Origin of the sequence: Chroococcidiopsis thermalis PCC 7203 (assembly GCF_000317125.1) — a bacterium.
Classification (GTDB): Bacteria; Cyanobacteriota; Cyanobacteriia; order Cyanobacteriales; family Chroococcidiopsidaceae; genus Chroococcidiopsis; species Chroococcidiopsis thermalis.
Genome location: NC_019699.1, coordinates 23431 through 41636 on the forward strand (window position 1 = coordinate 23431; position 18206 = coordinate 41636).

The window sequence follows — 18206 nt, forward strand, 5'->3', positions numbered from 1 at the left end:
GATACCCCCCTGGGGGATATACATACGCACATTTTAGCTCTGCTATCCAGTGTTATTGCAACACCTTGGAGCCGATTGGTGCGGTTGCTTGTTTGCAAATGGTTTTTTAAAAGGCGATCGCCAACTTTTTTTCTTAACCTGAGTTCAGTATTTTAGTTTTAAAATCAAGATTAATCTCTACCTTTAGCGTTGAACATTGTAAATCTCTAAAATGAAAATCAGATGAAATTCTGCTATTCCGTTAGCAAGAAATCCTCTTCAGCTATCTGGAAGTGATGTAGTTTCTAAAGGTAATCGAACGCTGAAAGTACTGCCTTTACCCAATTCGCTCTGCACCTCTAAACTACCATCATGTGCTTGAACGATCGCCATCGCGATTGCTAACCCTAACCCCGATCCTCCTGATGCTCTAGAGCGATCGCTGCTGACACGATAGAAGCGATCAAAAACTCGTTGTTGTTGCTCGGGTGCAATGCCAATCCCCGTATCTCGAACCCGAATCAGCGCGTAGTGACCGTTACGCTCTAGAATTACAGTGACGCGACCGCCCGATGGCGTGTACTGGATGGCATTGACTATTAAATTTGTAAATAAACGGTACAGTTGCTCTTCATCCCCAAAGACGCGCAACAAACTTTTTACTTGGATGTCAGATGTCAACTTTACTCCTGCGTCAAGAGCCAAGGATGTTAATTCTTCTACTAAATCGCTAATAATATCGTTTAAGCAACAAAGCTGATGTCGTGCTGGTAAAGGTCGCCGCTCCATGCGAGATAGTAAAAGTAGATCGGCAACTAACGTCGTCAGTCGTTGATTCTGGCGGTTTAAAGTGTGTAAAATATCGTATGCTTCTGCTTGTGACAGATCGGGCGATCGCAGAGCTGATTCGACAGTTGCACCTAGTGCCGCTAAAGGCGTTCTCAATTCGTGAGCTGCATCTGCTGTAAACTGTTGAACTTGCCTATACGAGCGGTAAATCGGTCGCATTGCTAATCCTGCCAGCCACCAACTGGAAACTGCCACCATTGCCATAGCAATTGGTAATCCTACCAGCAAAACTAGCTTCACGTTAGTTAGATAATCGTCAACATCTTTGAGACTTCGCCCCATCTGCATGTATCCCCAAGGGCGATTGTCCTGAGTATGTAATGATAAAGATATTTGATGATACCGATTTCCCTTAGAATCGACAAGAGTTTGCCATGTAGACTCTCCTGAGGTAAGCGGCAACCCATTTGGTTGAGAACCGAATAGAGCGATAACCCGTCCAGAACGGTCTAAAAACCTGATGTAGTAGTCATCTCGGTGAATGGCTCCGAGAATGTGACGTTTTTCCAACTGCGGCATTTGTGGCAGGAGCTGCTTGGTTGTCTGTTCCAAGCGTCCAGGTTGAATCAAAGTTTTTTCGATCGAATCGTGTAGCGTTCCAGCCACAATCTCTAGCTCTCTGTCTAGAGTGCGCCAGTGAGCGTGAATAATTGCTTGGTACATTCCAAAGCCAAGTAGACCTAAAATGCAACCCATCACGGCTGCATACCAAACGACTAATTGCCAACGAGTCCGAGTAAAAAGTTTATTTTGTTGCATCGGGAATGTTGAGGCGATAGCCCCTGCCAGGAACAGTTTCGATTGCGTCAGTGCTGCCTATGACTGCAAGTTGTCGTCTGAGCAAGCGAATTTGAGCAGCTACTACATTACTAGTCGTATCTGCATTCACTTCCCAAAGCTGATTGCGAATCTGCTCGCTGCTAACAATCCGATTCGGATGTGTCATAAAATACTCTAGTAGCTGAAATTCCTTATTGGTCAGCGATACTAACTGCTTATCGCCACTTTGTTCGAGCAGATAAACACTTCGGTTAGCGTAATCTAAAATTAGATTACCTGCTTGGAGTTTTTGGGGTAGAATCTGAGGCGATCGCCTCTGGAGTGCCCTCACCCTTGCTAGGAGTTCCGCCATACTAAACGGTTTTACTAGATAGTCATCTGCCCCTGCATCCAAACCTGTTACTCTATCTTCGATACTATCTCTAGCTGTCAGGATCAACACTGGTAACGGGCTGTTTTGCCTCCTCAACCGCTGGCAAAGATCTATTCCTGACATTCCAGGTAACGACCAGTCAAGGATAGCCAAGGCATACTGTGCGTGCTGATTTTCCAAATATTCCCAGGCTTCAGTACCATTTAAAACCAGATCGACCACATACTTTTCCTGGTGTAAAGTGCGCTTAATTGCAGATCCTAGATCTGGTTCATCCTCAACTAGTAGTATTCTCATAAAACTAATCCTGACGCTATTGCGCGTCAGTCTCTTCTCTGCTTAAAAGTCAATCACCTTATCTAGAAAAATAGATTGACTATACCAGTGAAATATATTCGCGATCGGTAACGCCGTTCGCTCGGATTATTGCTTAAAACTAAAACGTCCGTTTACCTTTTCACCCTTAACGTCGGCAGTAACTTTCATCTGATACTGACCAGGCGCTTTTCCAGGTAGCAGAGTCGTATAGTGCTTCCCACTGGGATCGTATTTAAAATTTAAGTTTTTTTGCGTTCCGTCAGGTGACTGAATTTGAGCCGTGACTTTAGCATTGGGAATTGCTTCGTGATTGTCCCCTCTTTGTAAATACAAATCCAGATGAGTTCCTTTCTCTCCTTTTTCAGGGACTAGTTCTAGATGGTAAGCACCAGCCTCTACAACCTGACCGCCTTTTTTTTGATTCTGTTTGGATTGACTTGCTTTTTCACCGCTCAATTCGGTTTTCGCATCGATTTCTGAAGCTAGAGCAACTGAGCTGCTATTAGAACTAGCTGCTTGATTACTGCTACTAAAAGCTCCTAAAAACAGCATTCCTACACTTCCTAAAACAATCATGCCTGATTTTAGCAATTTCATTGTTTAACTCCAATAGTTAAGAATTGAGACAAAATTGATTAGCCAAATATCCTTATACAGCCGAACCTTGAGCAGCTTCAATATTTTGTACTGGCATAGTCTTTTTGGGAACTAAAAACTTACCAAACAGAGAATACAAAGCTGGAATGACTAATAGTGTCAAAGCTGTTGAAGTAAACAATCCACCCAGCACCACTACTGCCAATGGCTGCAAGATTTCCTTACCAGCACCAGTACCAACTACTAGCGGCACCATTCCCAAAGCAGATGATAGAGCAGTCATCAGAATCGCGACAAGTCGCTCCATCGATCCCTCAAACAGAACTTCCCGTAAGGACATACCAATTGCCAGCTTGTTATTGTAGTTGTCAACGAGCAGCAGTCCGTTACGAGTGGCTACACCGAATAGAGTAATAAACCCTACCATTGAAGCCACGGAGATAATACCGCCACCCAAGGCAACAGAAATTACACCTCCCACCAATGCCAGGGGTAAGTTAATCATAATCATCGCCGTAGCAGGAATTGACTTGACGGCAAAGTAAATCAGTATCGTAATGGCAATGAATGCCAAGATTCCAGCCCAAATTAAGGTTTGGGTAGCCTGCTCTTGTGCCTGGAATTGACCGCCATATTGAATGTAGTATCCAGAAGGCAAATGTAGTATCCAGAAGGCAATTGCACCTGCTGTCTCACTCGATCCCGAATATCGTTAATAACAGAACCCAAGTCTCGCCCTTGCACGTTGGCAGAAACAACGATAAGCCTAGAAACGTTCTCGCGGTTGATCGTATTCGGACCAGTGCCATAGACAACTTTGGCAACTTGGGCGAGAGGAATTTTTTGTCCGTTGGGAGTATCGACTAATAAATTCCTAATAGTTTCTAGGTTGTTCCTAGAACCTTCTTGCAACCACACGACGAGGTCGAATACTTGTTGGTTTTCCAAGACTTGAGAAATGACTCGCCCATTTAAGGCAGTTTCAATAGTTTGAGCTAAATCGCCTACGCTCAAACCGTAACGAGCGGCAGCAGGGCGATCGAACTGAATTTGTACCTGCTTAATCGGCACTTGGGGTTCTAATTGCAGGTCTACAACTCCGGTAACGTCACGCATTGTTGACTCCACTTGTTGACCGATAGTACGGAGTTGCTCTAAGTCGGGACCGAAAATTTTGACGGCGATCGCGCTCCTGACTCCAGACAGCACCTCATCCATCCGGTGCGAAATAAAACCGCCGATATTAGCCGCTACTCCTGGTATTTTGGCAAACTCTTGCCGCAGAGTCTCAATACTCCCTTCTCGGTCTTTAAGTCCCGACTCGCTCAGTTCTACATCTAATTCCCCAAAGTTAACGCCGCCCACATCGCTATCGCCAGGGGCGCGTCCCGATCGCAATTGCAGTGCTTCAAATCGTTTGTCACTCTTAAGGGCATCTTGAATTGCTAGATCGGCTGTATTGGTGGCTTCTAGGGACTCCCCTGGATACAAAGAAGTGGCAACGACGAGCGAACTTTCTTGGAATTCCGGTAAAAATACCCGTCCTAACGAAGGTAATATCACCATTGCCGCTACAAAACTAGCAACAGCAGCAATCAAGACAATCTGGGGAAATCGAATTGAAAATCTCAAAGCCGGACGGTAAACTCGATGGGAAAATCGCGCTACCCAGGTTTCCTCATCTGGCAAACGCCGATTGACCAACAACAGCGCGCATAAAGCTGGAGTCAGCGTCAGTGCCACCAGGGTTGAAGCCGCGATCGAAAGTAGATAAGATAGCCCCATCGGTGTGAAAATGCGACCTTCCACACCGGAAAGGGCAAAAATCGGGGCAAAGACGACTGCAATAATGACCGTAGAAAACAGCACGCTGACGCGCACTTCAATCGAGCCATCAAATACCACCTGCAAAGGATTGACTGGCGTTCCTGCTTGCTGGTTTTCCCGCAAACGACGGTAGACGTTTTCCATATCCACAATGGCATCATCTACCACCGAACCAATAGCAACAGCCAATCCTCCCAACGTCATTGTATTAATGCCCTGTCCGGTCCAATTCAAAATCATCATCCCCAGTAGTAAAGATAAGGGCAGGGCGCTCAGACTGATAATCACCGTGCGCCAATTCATCAAAAACAGAATCAGCACGACAGAAACGATGATAATACCATCGCGCAATGCATCCTCTACATTCTTGAGCGAAGCTTCGATAAAATTTTCCTGACGGAAAGTCACATCTACTTTCACATCTTTGGGCAAGCTGGCTTGAATTTCCGCCATTGCCGCTTCTACTGCACGGGTGACTGTGGGGGTGTCAGCTTGCGGCTGTTTGTTGACAACTAAAACAATTGCCTTTTTACCATTGAAAGTTGCATCGCCGCGTTTGAGTTCTGCACCAATTGTCACATCAGCTACCTGACCGAGTAAAACGGGCGTACCATTGCGGGCTGTAATTGCCGATTGCTTCAGCTCGTCAATCGACGCAATCCTCCCAACTCCTCGCACTAACATTTCCTGGTCTGGGCTGATTAAAAATCCACCTGGTGCGTTGACGTTAGCTTTTTCAGTCGCTTCAGCTACCTCTTGTAAAGAGACGTTGAAGGCTTTGAGCTTGTCGGGATCGACTAGGACTTGATACTGGCGCACGTCTCCGCCAAAAATTACAACTTGAGTCACCCCAGGCACAGCCAAAAGACGGTTTTTTACTTGCCAATCCACAATCCGCCGCACTTCCATGAGAGGAGTAGTTTCGGAGGTAAAGGCATATTTAATCGCCGCCCCTAGAGGAGAGCTAATCGGAGAAATTTGTGGCGGCTCCACTCCCTGCGGCAACTGGCTTTGAGCCTGTTGCAATCGCTCCTGAACTAGCTGGCGGGCGCGATATATCTCAGTGTCCCAACCAAAAATCACTTTCACTACGGAAATACCGACGGCAGAAGAAGAACGTACCGTTTCGACTCCAGGAGTACCGTTAATAGCACTTTCTATCGGTCGAGTGACGAGGGATTCCACTTCTTCTGGAGCCAGTCCAGATGCTTCAGTTTGAATTTCTACTTGCGGCGGTGCAAACGCTGGGAAAACGTCTAGCGGCATTTGAGTCAGGACGCGAAATCCCCACAAGGTAATGATGATGGAAGCGATAACCACCAGCCACCGTTGAGCGATCGACCATTTGACAATAGAGTTGAGCATTATTTTCTAGACCATAGCTGGGACAGCGGCTTGGTGATAGTTGTATTTGTAGTGAGGCACTGTATCTAATGTCCCAAACTCAGATGAAATCGAGATGAAATTTGTCGGGCGATTCAGTTGAAGTTTTGTGACTGCATCGCCAAGGGTGAAGTGGACTCCATACTCTTCTACTCCCTCGATTTAGCAGGTAGGTACAGATCGTTATTGTTGAGCTGTGCTTTGGCGGCGAAAAATTCAAAATATGAGTGCTTGACTGCAAAAGTGCGGTTTAATATGTTGAACGCTTAATCTTCGGTGAAGACGCAAACAGCCTTCTTAGTTGTACGGGCAACAGGGGCTAAAGTAGAAACGAACATTTCTGCTCAACTCGAATGGCTGTAAATTGCGATAAACCCGATCGTTGGAAAGTAGACATAGCTCAGTCTGTAGATATGTACAATACTTGGTTTGTGAATTTCGCTCCGCAGGCATTTCGTGAAACTCGCGTTAAAGTCACCCAGGTTGTAGCATCGACACTACAAGCTACTAACAATCTCAAAAATTTACAGCCAGAGATTCTGCGACAGAATCCGAGCATACTTCCGACACTCAGGATGTGTACCTGTCCGCCAATTGCTAGAGATCGGCTAATTGGGTTAGCTGGTGTGGCTAAAAGTGTCGTGGAGCGCATGGAAGTTGAAGGTAAATTACCCGTTCGGCTCACAGGCGATCGCCTCGATGAACAACTGAGAAAAATTACAAATATTGTCTCAAGACTTGCGGATCGGGATATTTTTACGTGGCTAGATACAGAGCAAAAACCGACAGAAAGTGAGATTTATCGTGCTGCAACAATTGTTGCAGATCGTTTGTGTGGCTCGTCAGCAGATCCTATCGTTCGTAACGCTCAAGAGGCAAGACAACTACGGGAGATAGCAGCATGGCTGAACAGACGCGGTTATCGTCTATTGCCTGCGGATCGAAGGGTACGGTTTGATGAAATGCTGCCAGGAACGTATAGCTTTCGGTTGAATATCCCTGTCAACTTGTCATCTGAGGATGGTAAAACAGTCAATATCCCTGTTGATGCAGTCATTATGCGTAATACTGCTCGACGTGGAGATCGTCCCTTATTGGTAGAAGCAAAATCGGCGGGTGACTTTACAAATGTCAATAAACGGAGAAAGGAAGAAGCCCGAAAAATCCAACAGCTACAGGCGACCTATGGTAATACAATCGAGTTTGTTTTATTCTTATGTGGCTACTTTGACAGTGGATACTTAGGCTACGAAGCTGCGGAGGGTATAGATTGGGTTTGGGAGCATCGTATAGATGATTTGGCAGAATTTGGATTATGAGCAGCCTAGTAACATCGATCTAATTGAGGCTAAAAGGGCGATCGAGCAGACTCGACTCGATGCTACTAAAAGTGCTGTGGAACGCAATCGCTTAGGACAATTTGCTACACCGTATTCTTTGGCACTCGAAATCCTCAGCTACTCTAAATCTCTACTTCCATCCAATGAAAAAATTCGCTTTTTAGATCCAGCAATCGGCACTGGCTCTTTTTATTCTGCTTTATTGCAAACGTTTTCTCTCGAACAAATTGAGAGTGCTGTTGGTTACGAAATTGACCGAGATTATGCTGAAACAGCACTAAAACTATGGAGCAATACTCCTTTGAAAGTTAACATTGTAGATTTCACAGAAAGTGTTCCGCCTGAAAAGGAGAGTCTGAGATCTAATTTCTTGATTTGCAATCCGCCTTACGTGCGACACCACCATTTATCAAATGAGAAGAAGAATCTGCTCAAAGATCTAGGAATAAAAGCTACTGGTATTCAATTGAGCGGTTTAGCAGGTCTGTACTGTTATTTTCTATTAGTAGCACATAACTGGATGTCGCAGAGTGGACTAGCTTGCTGGTTAATTCCTTCTGAGTTTATGGATGTAAACTACGGGGTAAAAATCAAAAACTACTTGTTAAACCAAGTGACTCTACTCAGAGTACATAGATTCGATCCTAACGATCTGCAATTCAGTAATGTGCTTGTATCTACAGCAGTTATTTGGTTTAGAAATATAAGACCAACTCGTGACTACAATGTAAAATTTACCTATGGAGGAAGCATTGACAAACCTATTTTTTCAAAAAGTGTATCATCAAAGTTTCTAGAAAAAGTACCGAAATGGAACGTAACCGCAATTTCAGGTACTCAAAAGTTCAATATTCAATCTTCTGATGTTAAGTTATCCGATCTATTTGAAATTAAGCGAGGAGTTGCTACTGGAGCCAACAACTTTTTTATCCTCAAATCCGAACAGACTAGTCAACTTTGCATTCCAACTGAATTTTTAACGCCTATTTTGCCCAGCCCTCGACATTTACCAAATGATGAAATATTTGCGGATGAACGAGGAAATCCTCGGCTCGATCGCCAACTTTTCTTGTTAACCTGCAAACAACAACTAGAAGAGTTACGTGCTAACCATCTCTCTGTTTGGAATTATCTCAAACAAGGTGTAGAGGCTGGTATACCGGAGCGTTATTTGTGTAAGCATCGGTCGTTGTGGTACTTGCAGGAAACTAGACATCCTACCAAATTTCTGTGTACGTATATGGGGCGACATCAATCCAAAAATGGCAAGCCTTTTCGCTTCATCCTTAACCATTCCAACGCGATCGCTCCCAATGTTTATCTTATGATGTATCCCAAACAACATCTAGCAACTCTCCTCGCAACCGCTCCCGATCTGCTGAAATCTGTTTGGAAAGCCTTAAATTCAATTCCTATGCAAAGCTTAATCAGTGAGGGGCGTGTTTATGGAGACGGGTTGCACAAATTAGAGCCGAGAGAGTTAGCAAATACACCAGCCAATATACTACTAGAAGCTTTAGAAAACTCTAGTTATACTACCCTTGAAGGCAAAAACTTCTATAGCAGGTTTTAACGTCAAGCTTGTATATTCACAATCCCCATCATCCCCAAGTCTTCATGGTCGAGAACGTGACAGTGATAAACAGTCTTACCAGGAAAATCGCGGAACGGAATGCGGATGCGGACAGTTTCACCTCCACGCACCAAAACTGTATCTTTCCAAGCACGGTAGGGTTCTGGTTCACCGTTACGCAATATGACTTGAAAAGGATTGACGTGCAAATGGAAAGGATGATCCATACGGTCTAGATCGACGTTAACTAATTCCCAATCTTCAACTGTATTCACTTGCACTTGAGTGTTAATTTTGTTCGGATCGAAAGCTTTCCCGTTGAACGTAAAGCTCATCCCCATACCAGGAGCCATTTCCTCCTCCATTGACAATTCTAACCGTCTGACTGTCTTCGGTTCTGGTAGTGTTTCTACAGGAATGAGTTGTTTGGGTAAAGGCAGGGTAGAGACAAAACCTTGATAAGTCAGAGTTGCTAAAATTTGAGGATTTACCTGGGACTTTCCCCCCATCATGTGGCTGCTATCACCCATCATACCCATTTCATCTTCCATCATTTCCATCCCACCTCGGTTGTAGGGTAAATTTAACAAGCGGTACTGCTTTGGCTCTCTTTCCCCACGCACCAACATCTCTGCTCGTTCTCCAGGCGCAAGTAGCAGCTCTTTGAATTCCACAGGTTCGGCTAAAGCTCCCCCGTCTGTAGCAACTAAGTAGAAGGGATGGTTTTCGAGAGCGAGGCGGTAGAACCGAGAAGGTGAAGCATTGAGGAATCGTAAGCGTAGTAAGCCTCCAGAAGCAATGGAGAAAGTGGGTTTGATTTGACCGTTGACAGTCAGTAGTTCTCCCTCGCGCCCCATCATCATATCCATATGGTTTGGAGATTGAATGCGCCCGTTTCGGTCTAAAGCAAAATCTTGTAAAACTAAAAATTCCTCTTTCGCAGCTTGAATTTCAGCAATCTCATCCAACTCACCCCGAATAATAAACAAACCTGCTAAACCACCAAATACCTGTTCTGCCACATAGCCGTGATGGTGGGGGTGATACCAATATGTACCAGAGCGATGATTTTTGGGAATAGTAAATTTGTAGGTCAAACTCTCTCCTGGCGGAATTTCTAGAAAAGGATTATCTGCATTGCCAGTGGGAGTGACGTGCAGCCCGTGATAGTGCAGGTTAGTGGGTTGGGTAAGGTTGTTAGTAAAGCGGATGCGGACTGTATCTCCTGCTTGAGCTTCGAGCCGAGGAGCGGGTACTTGTCCGTTATAGCCCAGAAGATATGCCCGTTTGCCTCCCAAACTTATAGGGTGAGAACCTGCTTCTAGGTCAAGTTTTAGTAAACCGTCAGCACTTTTATAGATTTTAGGGGACAAGGCTTGGGATTTGAAGGGATTCCTGTTGTTTTGTGCCAATGCGATGCTCGCGACTGATGCAGTCACTGCACTAGCAGTGGTGAGGATAATAAACTGTCGGCGATTAACTTTTACCATATTCTGTCCCTTACAGGACAAAGCCTGCAAGATTGAGATTTGCGCCTGTAATTTTTTTAGATTCTCCAGAAATAGCCTCTTACCGATGCGACTTCTCCAATTGGAATAGGTAGCGATCGCATCTAAAAAATCTGCTTACTAATTTACAACTTAAAATGAAATTGAAATGAAATCTTTAAACTTTTTTCAACAAGAAGATGAGCGAATTTACCAAGTAGTACACATATATCTTCAATCAATCTTCTCCATACTTGGTTTACCTTCTTTTAGCTGACAAGCAAAAATTTTAGTAGAATTCAACTGGATTCAATTTTCAAGTAATCTTATTCAAAAGTTACTGCTCAAAAGAAACTCCAATTGCTGTACTATCCTTTACAACTGACGGATTTCGCTTAGGTATCAAAAACTTACCGAACTTGACGTACAAAGCAGGTAAAACTATCAACGTCAGGGCTGTAGAAGTAAACAATCCACCTAGCACCACAATAGAAAGTGGTTGCAGAATTTCCTTTCCTGCTCCGCCTGACAAGACTAGGGGTGCTAAGCCTAAAGCTGAGGTGAAAGCCGTCATTAAAATGGCATTGAGCCGTTCCATAGAACCCTGAATCAGGACATCTTTAAAAGCCATACCTTCAGCAAATTTAGTGTTGTAATTATCTACCAGCAATAGACCGTTACGGGTAGCAACTCCGAATAGGGTGACAAAGCCAACGAGGGAGGCAATAGAAATAATTCCTCCAGTCAAAGCTACTGAAATAACTCCTCCAACTAATGCTAGAGGTAAATTAATCACGATCGTAGCTGTAGAAGGAATAGATTTGACTGAGAGGTACATAATCACTGTAATAACTACAAAAGCTATTGCACTAGAGACGAGAATATTTTGTGTGGCTCTTTCTTCTGCTTCAAATTGACCGGCATACTGGATATAGTAACCAGGAGGGATTTGTACTTGTTGTCTAACTTTGGCTTGAATTTCGTTCACTACAGAACGCAAATCTCTCCCGCTAGCGTTAGCCGCAACGACGAGTAGACGGGAAACATTCTCGCGATTGATCGTATTTGGTCCAGTGCCGTTATCGATTGCAGCAACTTGGGCGAGAGGAATTTTATTCCCATCAGGAGTATCAATTAATAAATTCCGAATTGCGTCCAAATTTTGCCGCGCATCGGGTCTCAACCACACGACGAGATCGAAGGTCTGTTGCTGCTCCAAAACTTGAGACACCACTTGTCCGTTGAGTGCCGTTTCGACAATCTCGGAAAGCTGTCCGACTGTATGACCGTAACGCGCAGCTGCATCGCGATCGAACTTAATTTGGATCTGCTCGACTGGGACTTGCGGTTCGAGTTGCAGATCGACAATTCCCTCAACAGATTTCATCACCTCGTTCACTTGGCTGCCAAGGGTACGGAGTTGTTCTAAATCGGGTCCAAAAATTTTGAGTGCGATCGCACTTCTGACTCCCGACAGCACCTCATCCATCCGGTGTGAAATAAAACCGCCAATATTGGGCGCGACTCCTGGTAATTTCGCAAATTCCTGTCGCAGAGTCTCAATACTCCCCTGGCGATCGCTCATTCCTGCTGCGCTCAACTGGACATCTAAATGTGCCAAGTTGACTCCAGCCGCATCTGCATCGCCTGGGGCACGTCCCGATCGCAACTGCACGAAAGGAAATCGGCGATCGCCCTTGAGCGCCGCTTGAATTGCTTCTCCAGCCTGGTTCGTCGTTTCCAAAGATGTACCTGGATAAAGCATCAAGGTATTGACTAAAGTTTGCTCTTGAAATTCCGGTAAAAATATTCGTCCTAAACTGGGGACAATCAGAATTGTTGCTACTAAACTTGCAGCAGCAAAAGCTAAGATAATTCCAGAACGCCGCAAGGAGAAATTGAGCAAAGGTTGATAAAGCCGTTTAAAAAATCTTGCCACCCAAGGTTCTCTTTGGGGCAAGCGACCGTAAGGCAATAAAATCGCACATAAAGCTGGGGTGACTGTCAGTGCGATGACGCTAGAAGCCAGAACCGCCACTATGTAGCCAATACCCATCGGGATAAAGATGCTGCCTTCTACACCACTCAAGGCAAAAACTGGGGAGAAAACAACTAGCGTAATTATAGTGGCTCCGAATACCGAATCTCGTACTTCCTGACAACCATCAAACACAACGCTCAGCACTGGGCGCGGGTGGGGCGAGTATTTGTTTTCTCGCAGACAGCGGTAGACGTTTTCAGCATCGACGATCGCATCATCAACAGCAGAGCCAATCGCCACTGCTAACCCGCCTAGAGTCATCGTATTTAAACCCTGTCCGAGTAAAGAAAGCGCCCACACTCCTAGTAGTAAAGATAAAGGCAGCGCCACTAAACAAACAACCAGATTGCGCCAATTCATCAAAAATGGAATCAGAATAATCGCCACGATAATCGCGCCTTCAAATAAAGCCGATCTAACATTTTCAATTGAAGAATCAATATAGCTTTCTTGACGAAATGTCGCAGTCACTTGAATATCTTTTGGCAAGCCTGCTTTAATCTCCTCCATTGCCTTTTCAATCGCACGAGTGACAGTGGGAGTATCGGCAAGCGGCTGTTTGTTAATCATTACGATAACTGCCTTTTGACCGTTGAAGCTGCCGTCTCCCCGCTTGATGGCTGCGCCAATTTGTACTTCGGCAACATCTTGAATCGTGACCGGAGTACCCTGACGGGCAGCGATCGCCGATCTTTTCAAATCTGCAATCGATTCAATCCGTCCAATTCCTCGAATTAATTTTTCGCGATCGGGAGTGATGAAATAGCCCCCAGGAGCGTTAACATTTGCCTCGCGGGTAGCTGTGACAACACTTTCTAGGGAGACATTAAAGGCTTTGAGTTTGGCTGGATCGACTAGCACTTGATACTGACGCACATCACCGCCATACGCCACCACTTGACTCACGCCAGGGACAGCTAAGAGGCGGTTAGTCACCTGCCAATCAACAATGCGTCGCACCTCCATCAAACTCGTTGTTTGGGAAGTAAAGGCATATTGCAAAACAGTGCCGATAGGAGAGCTAATCGGAGAAATTTGCGGTGTTTCCACTCCGTCGGGAAGTTTGGCTTGAGCTTGTTGCAGCCGTTCTGTCACCAACTGCCGCGCTTGGTAAATGTCCGTTCCCCAGTTGAAGATAACTTTGACAACGGAAATTCCCGCCGCAGAAGCAGAACGTACCGCAGACACCCCTGGAGTTCCATTAATCGCGCTTTCAATTGGCAGCGTTACCAGGGATTCAACTTCTTCAGGGGCAAGTCCAGGAGTTTCGGTTTGTATTTCCACTTGCGGGGGTGCAAAGCTAGGAAATACATCCAACGGCATCTGGACGATAGTGCGAAATATCCAAAATGTCAGGACAATTGCACCCAAAATCACCAGCCAACGTCGAGCAATCGCCCACCGAATAATAGCACTGAGCATTGTAGTAATCTTGAATTTTCAGTATAAATGGTTGAATCGTTTTACTTTCGGTCAGTAACTTCCGACTGCTGGCTCCTTGGATGATGGTTGTCGTTCATCGAGGATGATTCGTCACTAGAAACAGATTCTACTCGCTCGGTTGGTTTGGAGGTATGGTAGGTCGATCTAATAGAACCATTACCATTGGTAGGATACTCATCTGCTTCGTAAGTCAGTCCTGTAGATGCTGGCACGAGCTGAGATTTAGTGCGACGACCAGACCAAATAGCACCTGCTGCGAAAGCAGCAGTACCAATTGCTAATCCTCCTGCTGCTCCTGCCAACCACCAAGGAAATTGCGCTCCTGCTGTTGTAGAGGCAGGGCTTTTTTCTGGGTTACTTGCTTGAGGTGCTTCGGCTTCTCCGTCTGCTGCTGGAGCTTCTTTTCCACCTCCCCGTAAAGACTGTGCGTAAAGTTGGGGCGCACGTTGGGTAACGACCGCATCTCCCTCAAATAAGCCGCTTTTCACTTCGATCGTGTCTCCAGATGTTTGACCTAAAGTGACTTCAGTTGCTTGATAAGCATTACCATTTTGGATGTAAACCAATTGCTTACCATTAGCTTCCACCACAGCCGAGCTGGGAATTGCCAAGAGTGCGGTCGATGTCCGATCCGTTAGCACTTCTAGTTGGGCAAACATTCCTGGCTTCAGAACTCCGCTAGAATTATCGATCTCGGCTTTGACAGGTACTACCCGCGTTTCACCTTCCACCACCGAGCCAATTACGGCAATGCGTCCGGTGAAAGTGCGATTAGGCATGGAAGCAACCGTGACTTTGACTGACTGACCCTTTTTAACTTTATCTAAATCTTTTTCATAAATGTTAGCTGTAGCATAAACCCGACTATCGTTCACAATTGTCATCAGCTTGCCACCTGCGTCTTGGAAAGATTGACCGATAGTGACTTCGCGATCGGCAACTCTACCAGAGATGGGAGCCGTAACTGTTACCTGTCCCAGAGCATTGGCTTTTGCACCAAGTTGTTGCAGTCGAGTCTGATATGCAGCATCGCTGAGGTTGAGGCGGGACTGAGCCACTTGCACGGATGACTGAGCGCGTTTGAGATCGGCTTCGGCTGCGATTACGTCTCGGCGGCTATTAGCTGTGGTAAGTTCAGCATTAGCTTCTGCTAGTTGAGTTTCGGATTCTAGGGCTTGGCGACGGGGAATTGCACCTTTAGTCAATAAAACTCGGTCTTTGTCAGACTTTTCTTGGGCAAAGTCTACTTGGCTTTGTGCTTGGGCAATTTCTGCTGCGGCAATTTGCGAGAAACGCTGATAGTTTTGTTGCGCTAGTCTCAGGTCTGCTTGCGCTTTTTGCAAATCTGCTTGTGCCTCCGCTCGCTTTTCCTGGGAAGTTACGCGCAGTTCTACTAAATCGGGAGTAGAGATAACGGCAACGGGTTGACCTACTTGCACGGAAGCACCAGGCTGCACTAACAACTGGGCTACTTTAGCTCCCGAAATCGGTGTCGTGACTTCTACTTGCTTGTTGGGCAGAGTTTCAATTTGTCCGGTCGTTTTTAGCCCTACTGCTAATCGCTGTCGGCTAACTGGTTCTACTTTGATTCCCAGTCGCTTGGCAGTTTCGGCATCAATTTGAATCGAGTCAGTTGTTTGAGTTGCCTCGCTTCCTCCTCCTTGAAATTCGTCTCCGTGTCCGCCATGAGCTAACACAGTTACGGGAGCCATCAGGATTGCGAGACTGACGATCGCCCCAGAGATGCGGCGAAGCGGTGCAGACGATCGGGGACGGTATGGTTTGAGCATCACTAGAAATGTCCTTGTGTACCGTAGAAGCAAAGTTTACCGTGTTGGCATCGAAGCAGGTTTTTACTTTTTGCCTGAAGCTAGCACAGTGCTACAACTGCACTACTAAGTATCTAGTTTCTCCTATGCAGATGAAATCAAGATGAAATAGCTATCCACAATTAGCCAAATGATGATAGTCTGTTTCACCTTCAGCGCGATCGCCACAAAATTTCTGAGTTGACAATGCAGTGTAGAGCTTCAAAAGCTACACTGCATTACCGATCTACTGGTTATACCAAGCTTTGCGCCATTGCTTCATTTGGGCGATCTCTTTTTGTTGTGCAGCGATAATATCTTTTGCCAATTGCTTGATCTCCGGTCGCTTTGATTTTTTCAGCGCGTCTTGAGCCATTGTCACCGCACCTTCATGGTGAGGAATCATCGCATTCATGAAGCGCAGGTCAAACTTAGAATCAGCTGCCCCTAGATCGCCCATCATCATCATGCCCTGCATCTGGTTAGAAGACATTTGCATCATGCGTCCCATCTTAGTGTCATAAGCCATCGGTTTATCTCCTGCTTTGGGATACCAGGCTTGTCGCCACTGTTGCAACTGGTTGATTTCACGATTTTGATCGGCAATAATGCTACTCGCTAGTTTTTTAATCTCAGGACGCTTCGATTTCTGCTGTGCTTCTTTTGCCATCTGGATTGCACCTTGATGGTGCATTCTCATCGCATCAATGAACCGCAGATCGTAGTTAGCATCGGCTGGACCTAAATCCATTGACATACCGTTGCCCATCATACCGCCGCCATGCTGCATGTTCTGCATATCACCAGAAGCATTAGTATTGCCATGCTGCATCATATTGCCGCCATGCTGCATGTTCTGCTTGGCATGAGGATTGGTGTTTGAAGTTTTACTGTCTTTTGCCGAGACACTAGAGCCAGTAGCGAGTAAACCACTTGTCATTGAGGCGATCGCAGCCAGAGTTAACGCCAAAAACTTAGTGTTCGCAGAATTAGGTTGCATAAACGACTTTGTACTCATAAATCTATTGCTTAAGAATTTCCTTTCTCAGTGTAGAATCTCCAGTTGGCTGGAGAGTCAACAGTTATGTTTGCCAGCGTAACTGACTGCTAACGCCAGACAAAGGTTTCGCTCGACAGGGCAATCGAGTTGCCTTGCCCTAAGTATTAAGTATTGCAAAGCAGGATGAAATTTGGATGAAATTTTTCACCTGTCAATCGCGATCGCACCTCTAGTTCGACAAAGTAATGTCAATGCCCGCGTTGCTGAGAAAAGCAAGTCATACCATCTTGAGTATTAAAGGCTACTTTTTTATTCTTCATAGCAAAGACTGCATAAGGCAATGAAATTAAGATGAAATGCTTGTCTTTCAATAGGAAGAAATTGTCCCTATCACCTAAGAACGATGAATTAGCATCCTACACGTTCTATGCTGAACTTGCTCTGGAGCTATGAGTTTAACAAATTACAATCAACCGAAAGGTTGCAGTTAGAGTAGGTATTCTGTACTTGCTTTAAGGCGAACAGATTGTTTTGTGTATTGCCTGAAAACTTAATAGACGGTACTCATTTACCGTTCCAAAAAGCTATCTTCATAGATTTCGCTTTAACACATTGCCAATCCTATGAAAAAGTTGCTTTCAATTGTTGCGTCCTTGACTGCGTTTGAGTTCGAGCGGAGAGGCGGATGCTCGTGCAATTCCAATTACTTACTTGAATCATCACTGTTATGCTTTTAAATAGTAACATACAACAAAACTGGGCTGCTAAGTTTACCACGCATTTGCTGGTAGCTATGACACTTACTTTTGGTACGCTTGTTGCTGCCAAGATGCCAGCTAAGGCAGACGCACCCGCACCAAGAAATAGACTCACAATAGTAGAAATTCGCCTGCTCAGAGATCTAATCGACGGTCATAACTTTGCAGTTCAGATGGCGCAAGTATGCGTAGAGAAAGCATCGCGTAATGAATTAAAATCGCTTTGCGAGCAGGTAATTGAAGCTCAGCAACAAGAAATCCAACAGATGCGGTCTTGGCTGAGTAATTGGTATGGAATTAACTATCAACCGACTGCAAACAATTTTGGTAGAGATGTCGTGAAACAGTTGGAGTCGCTGAGTGGTAGCGAGTTCGAGATTGAGTTTATGAAGACATTAACCACGCACCACTGGGGTGCAATTGAGTTTGCTGGAGAAATTATCGATCGCGCCTATCATAATGAATTCATAGAACTTGCCTCGAATGTCGTTATTCAACAAGCAAACGAGATTACGCAGTTGCGAAGTATGCTCTCGAAGAATTATGGCATTCAATACAATGGTGCTACTGGAGCGGGTTCATCGTCAATGGAGCCTGAGCCATCACTGCTTGCTCCTGGTGCATCTCGTTAGAGACTAGAGATAATGTAG

10 protein-coding genes and 1 pseudogene are annotated in these 18206 nt (G+C 45.3%); 3 read left to right on the top strand and 8 right to left on the bottom strand.

What is annotated here, in order from left to right:
- Window positions 1-258: 258 nt before the first annotated feature.
- The 4 genes and pseudogenes from rppB to CHRO_RS27695 form a co-directional block, all read right to left on the bottom strand.
- Window positions 259-1587 carry a two-component system sensor histidine kinase RppB gene (gene rppB, locus CHRO_RS27680; protein WP_015162929.1) on the bottom strand — a complete coding sequence of 443 codons (1329 nt, stop codon included), beginning with the start codon at window positions 1585-1587 and terminating at the stop codon, window positions 259-261.
- Window positions 1574-2278, bottom strand: coding sequence for a two-component system response regulator RppA (gene rppA / locus CHRO_RS27685; protein WP_015162930.1), 705 nt, complete (start codon window positions 2276-2278; stop codon window positions 1574-1576). The genes rppB and rppA overlap by 14 nt, the downstream gene beginning before the upstream one ends.
- Before the next feature lie 126 nt (window positions 2279-2404).
- Window positions 2405-2896, bottom strand: coding sequence for a hypothetical protein (locus CHRO_RS27690; protein ID WP_015162931.1), 492 nt, complete (start codon window positions 2894-2896; stop codon window positions 2405-2407).
- A 52-nt stretch (window positions 2897-2948) separates the two neighbouring features.
- Window positions 2949-6088, bottom strand: a pseudogene (locus tag CHRO_RS27695) (efflux RND transporter permease subunit).
- A gap of 371 nt (window positions 6089-6459) precedes the next feature.
- Here CHRO_RS27695 and CHRO_RS27700 point away from each other — a divergent pair.
- Window positions 6460-7425, top strand: a complete 966-nt coding sequence (locus CHRO_RS27700; RefSeq protein ID WP_015162932.1) for a XamI family restriction endonuclease — start codon at window positions 6460-6462, stop codon at window positions 7423-7425.
- Window positions 7400-9019 carry an Eco57I restriction-modification methylase domain-containing protein gene (locus CHRO_RS27705; RefSeq protein ID WP_015162933.1) on the top strand — a complete coding sequence of 540 codons (1620 nt, stop codon included), beginning with the start codon at window positions 7400-7402 and terminating at the stop codon, window positions 9017-9019. Before CHRO_RS27700 ends, CHRO_RS27705 begins: the two co-directional genes overlap by 26 nt.
- Before the next feature lie 2 nt (window positions 9020-9021).
- Here the strand turns inward: CHRO_RS27705 and CHRO_RS27710 are convergent, their stop codons facing one another.
- The 4 genes from CHRO_RS27710 to CHRO_RS27725 form a co-directional block, all read right to left on the bottom strand.
- Window positions 9022-10509, bottom strand: a complete 1488-nt coding sequence (locus CHRO_RS27710) for a multicopper oxidase family protein (protein ID WP_015162934.1) — start codon at window positions 10507-10509, stop codon at window positions 9022-9024.
- 334 nt (window positions 10510-10843) lie between these two features.
- Entirely contained in the window at window positions 10844-13969 is a 3126-nt protein-coding gene (locus tag CHRO_RS27715) for an efflux RND transporter permease subunit (protein WP_015162935.1), read from the bottom strand.
- Window positions 13970-14010: 41 nt separating this feature from the next.
- The gene (locus tag CHRO_RS27720) at window positions 14011-15780 is read right to left on the bottom strand and encodes an efflux RND transporter periplasmic adaptor subunit (protein WP_015162936.1); all 1770 of its coding nucleotides are present in this window, start codon (window positions 15778-15780) and stop codon (window positions 14011-14013) included.
- Between the two features lie 265 nt (window positions 15781-16045).
- Window positions 16046-16798, bottom strand: coding sequence for a DUF305 domain-containing protein (locus CHRO_RS27725; RefSeq protein ID WP_015162937.1), 753 nt, complete (start codon window positions 16796-16798; stop codon window positions 16046-16048).
- 793 nt (window positions 16799-17591) lie between these two features.
- Between CHRO_RS27725 and CHRO_RS30965 the strand changes: the two genes are divergently transcribed.
- Entirely contained in the window at window positions 17592-18188 is a 597-nt protein-coding gene (locus CHRO_RS30965) for a DUF305 domain-containing protein (protein WP_245570595.1), read from the top strand.
- The last annotated feature ends 18 nt before the right edge of the window (window positions 18189-18206 follow it).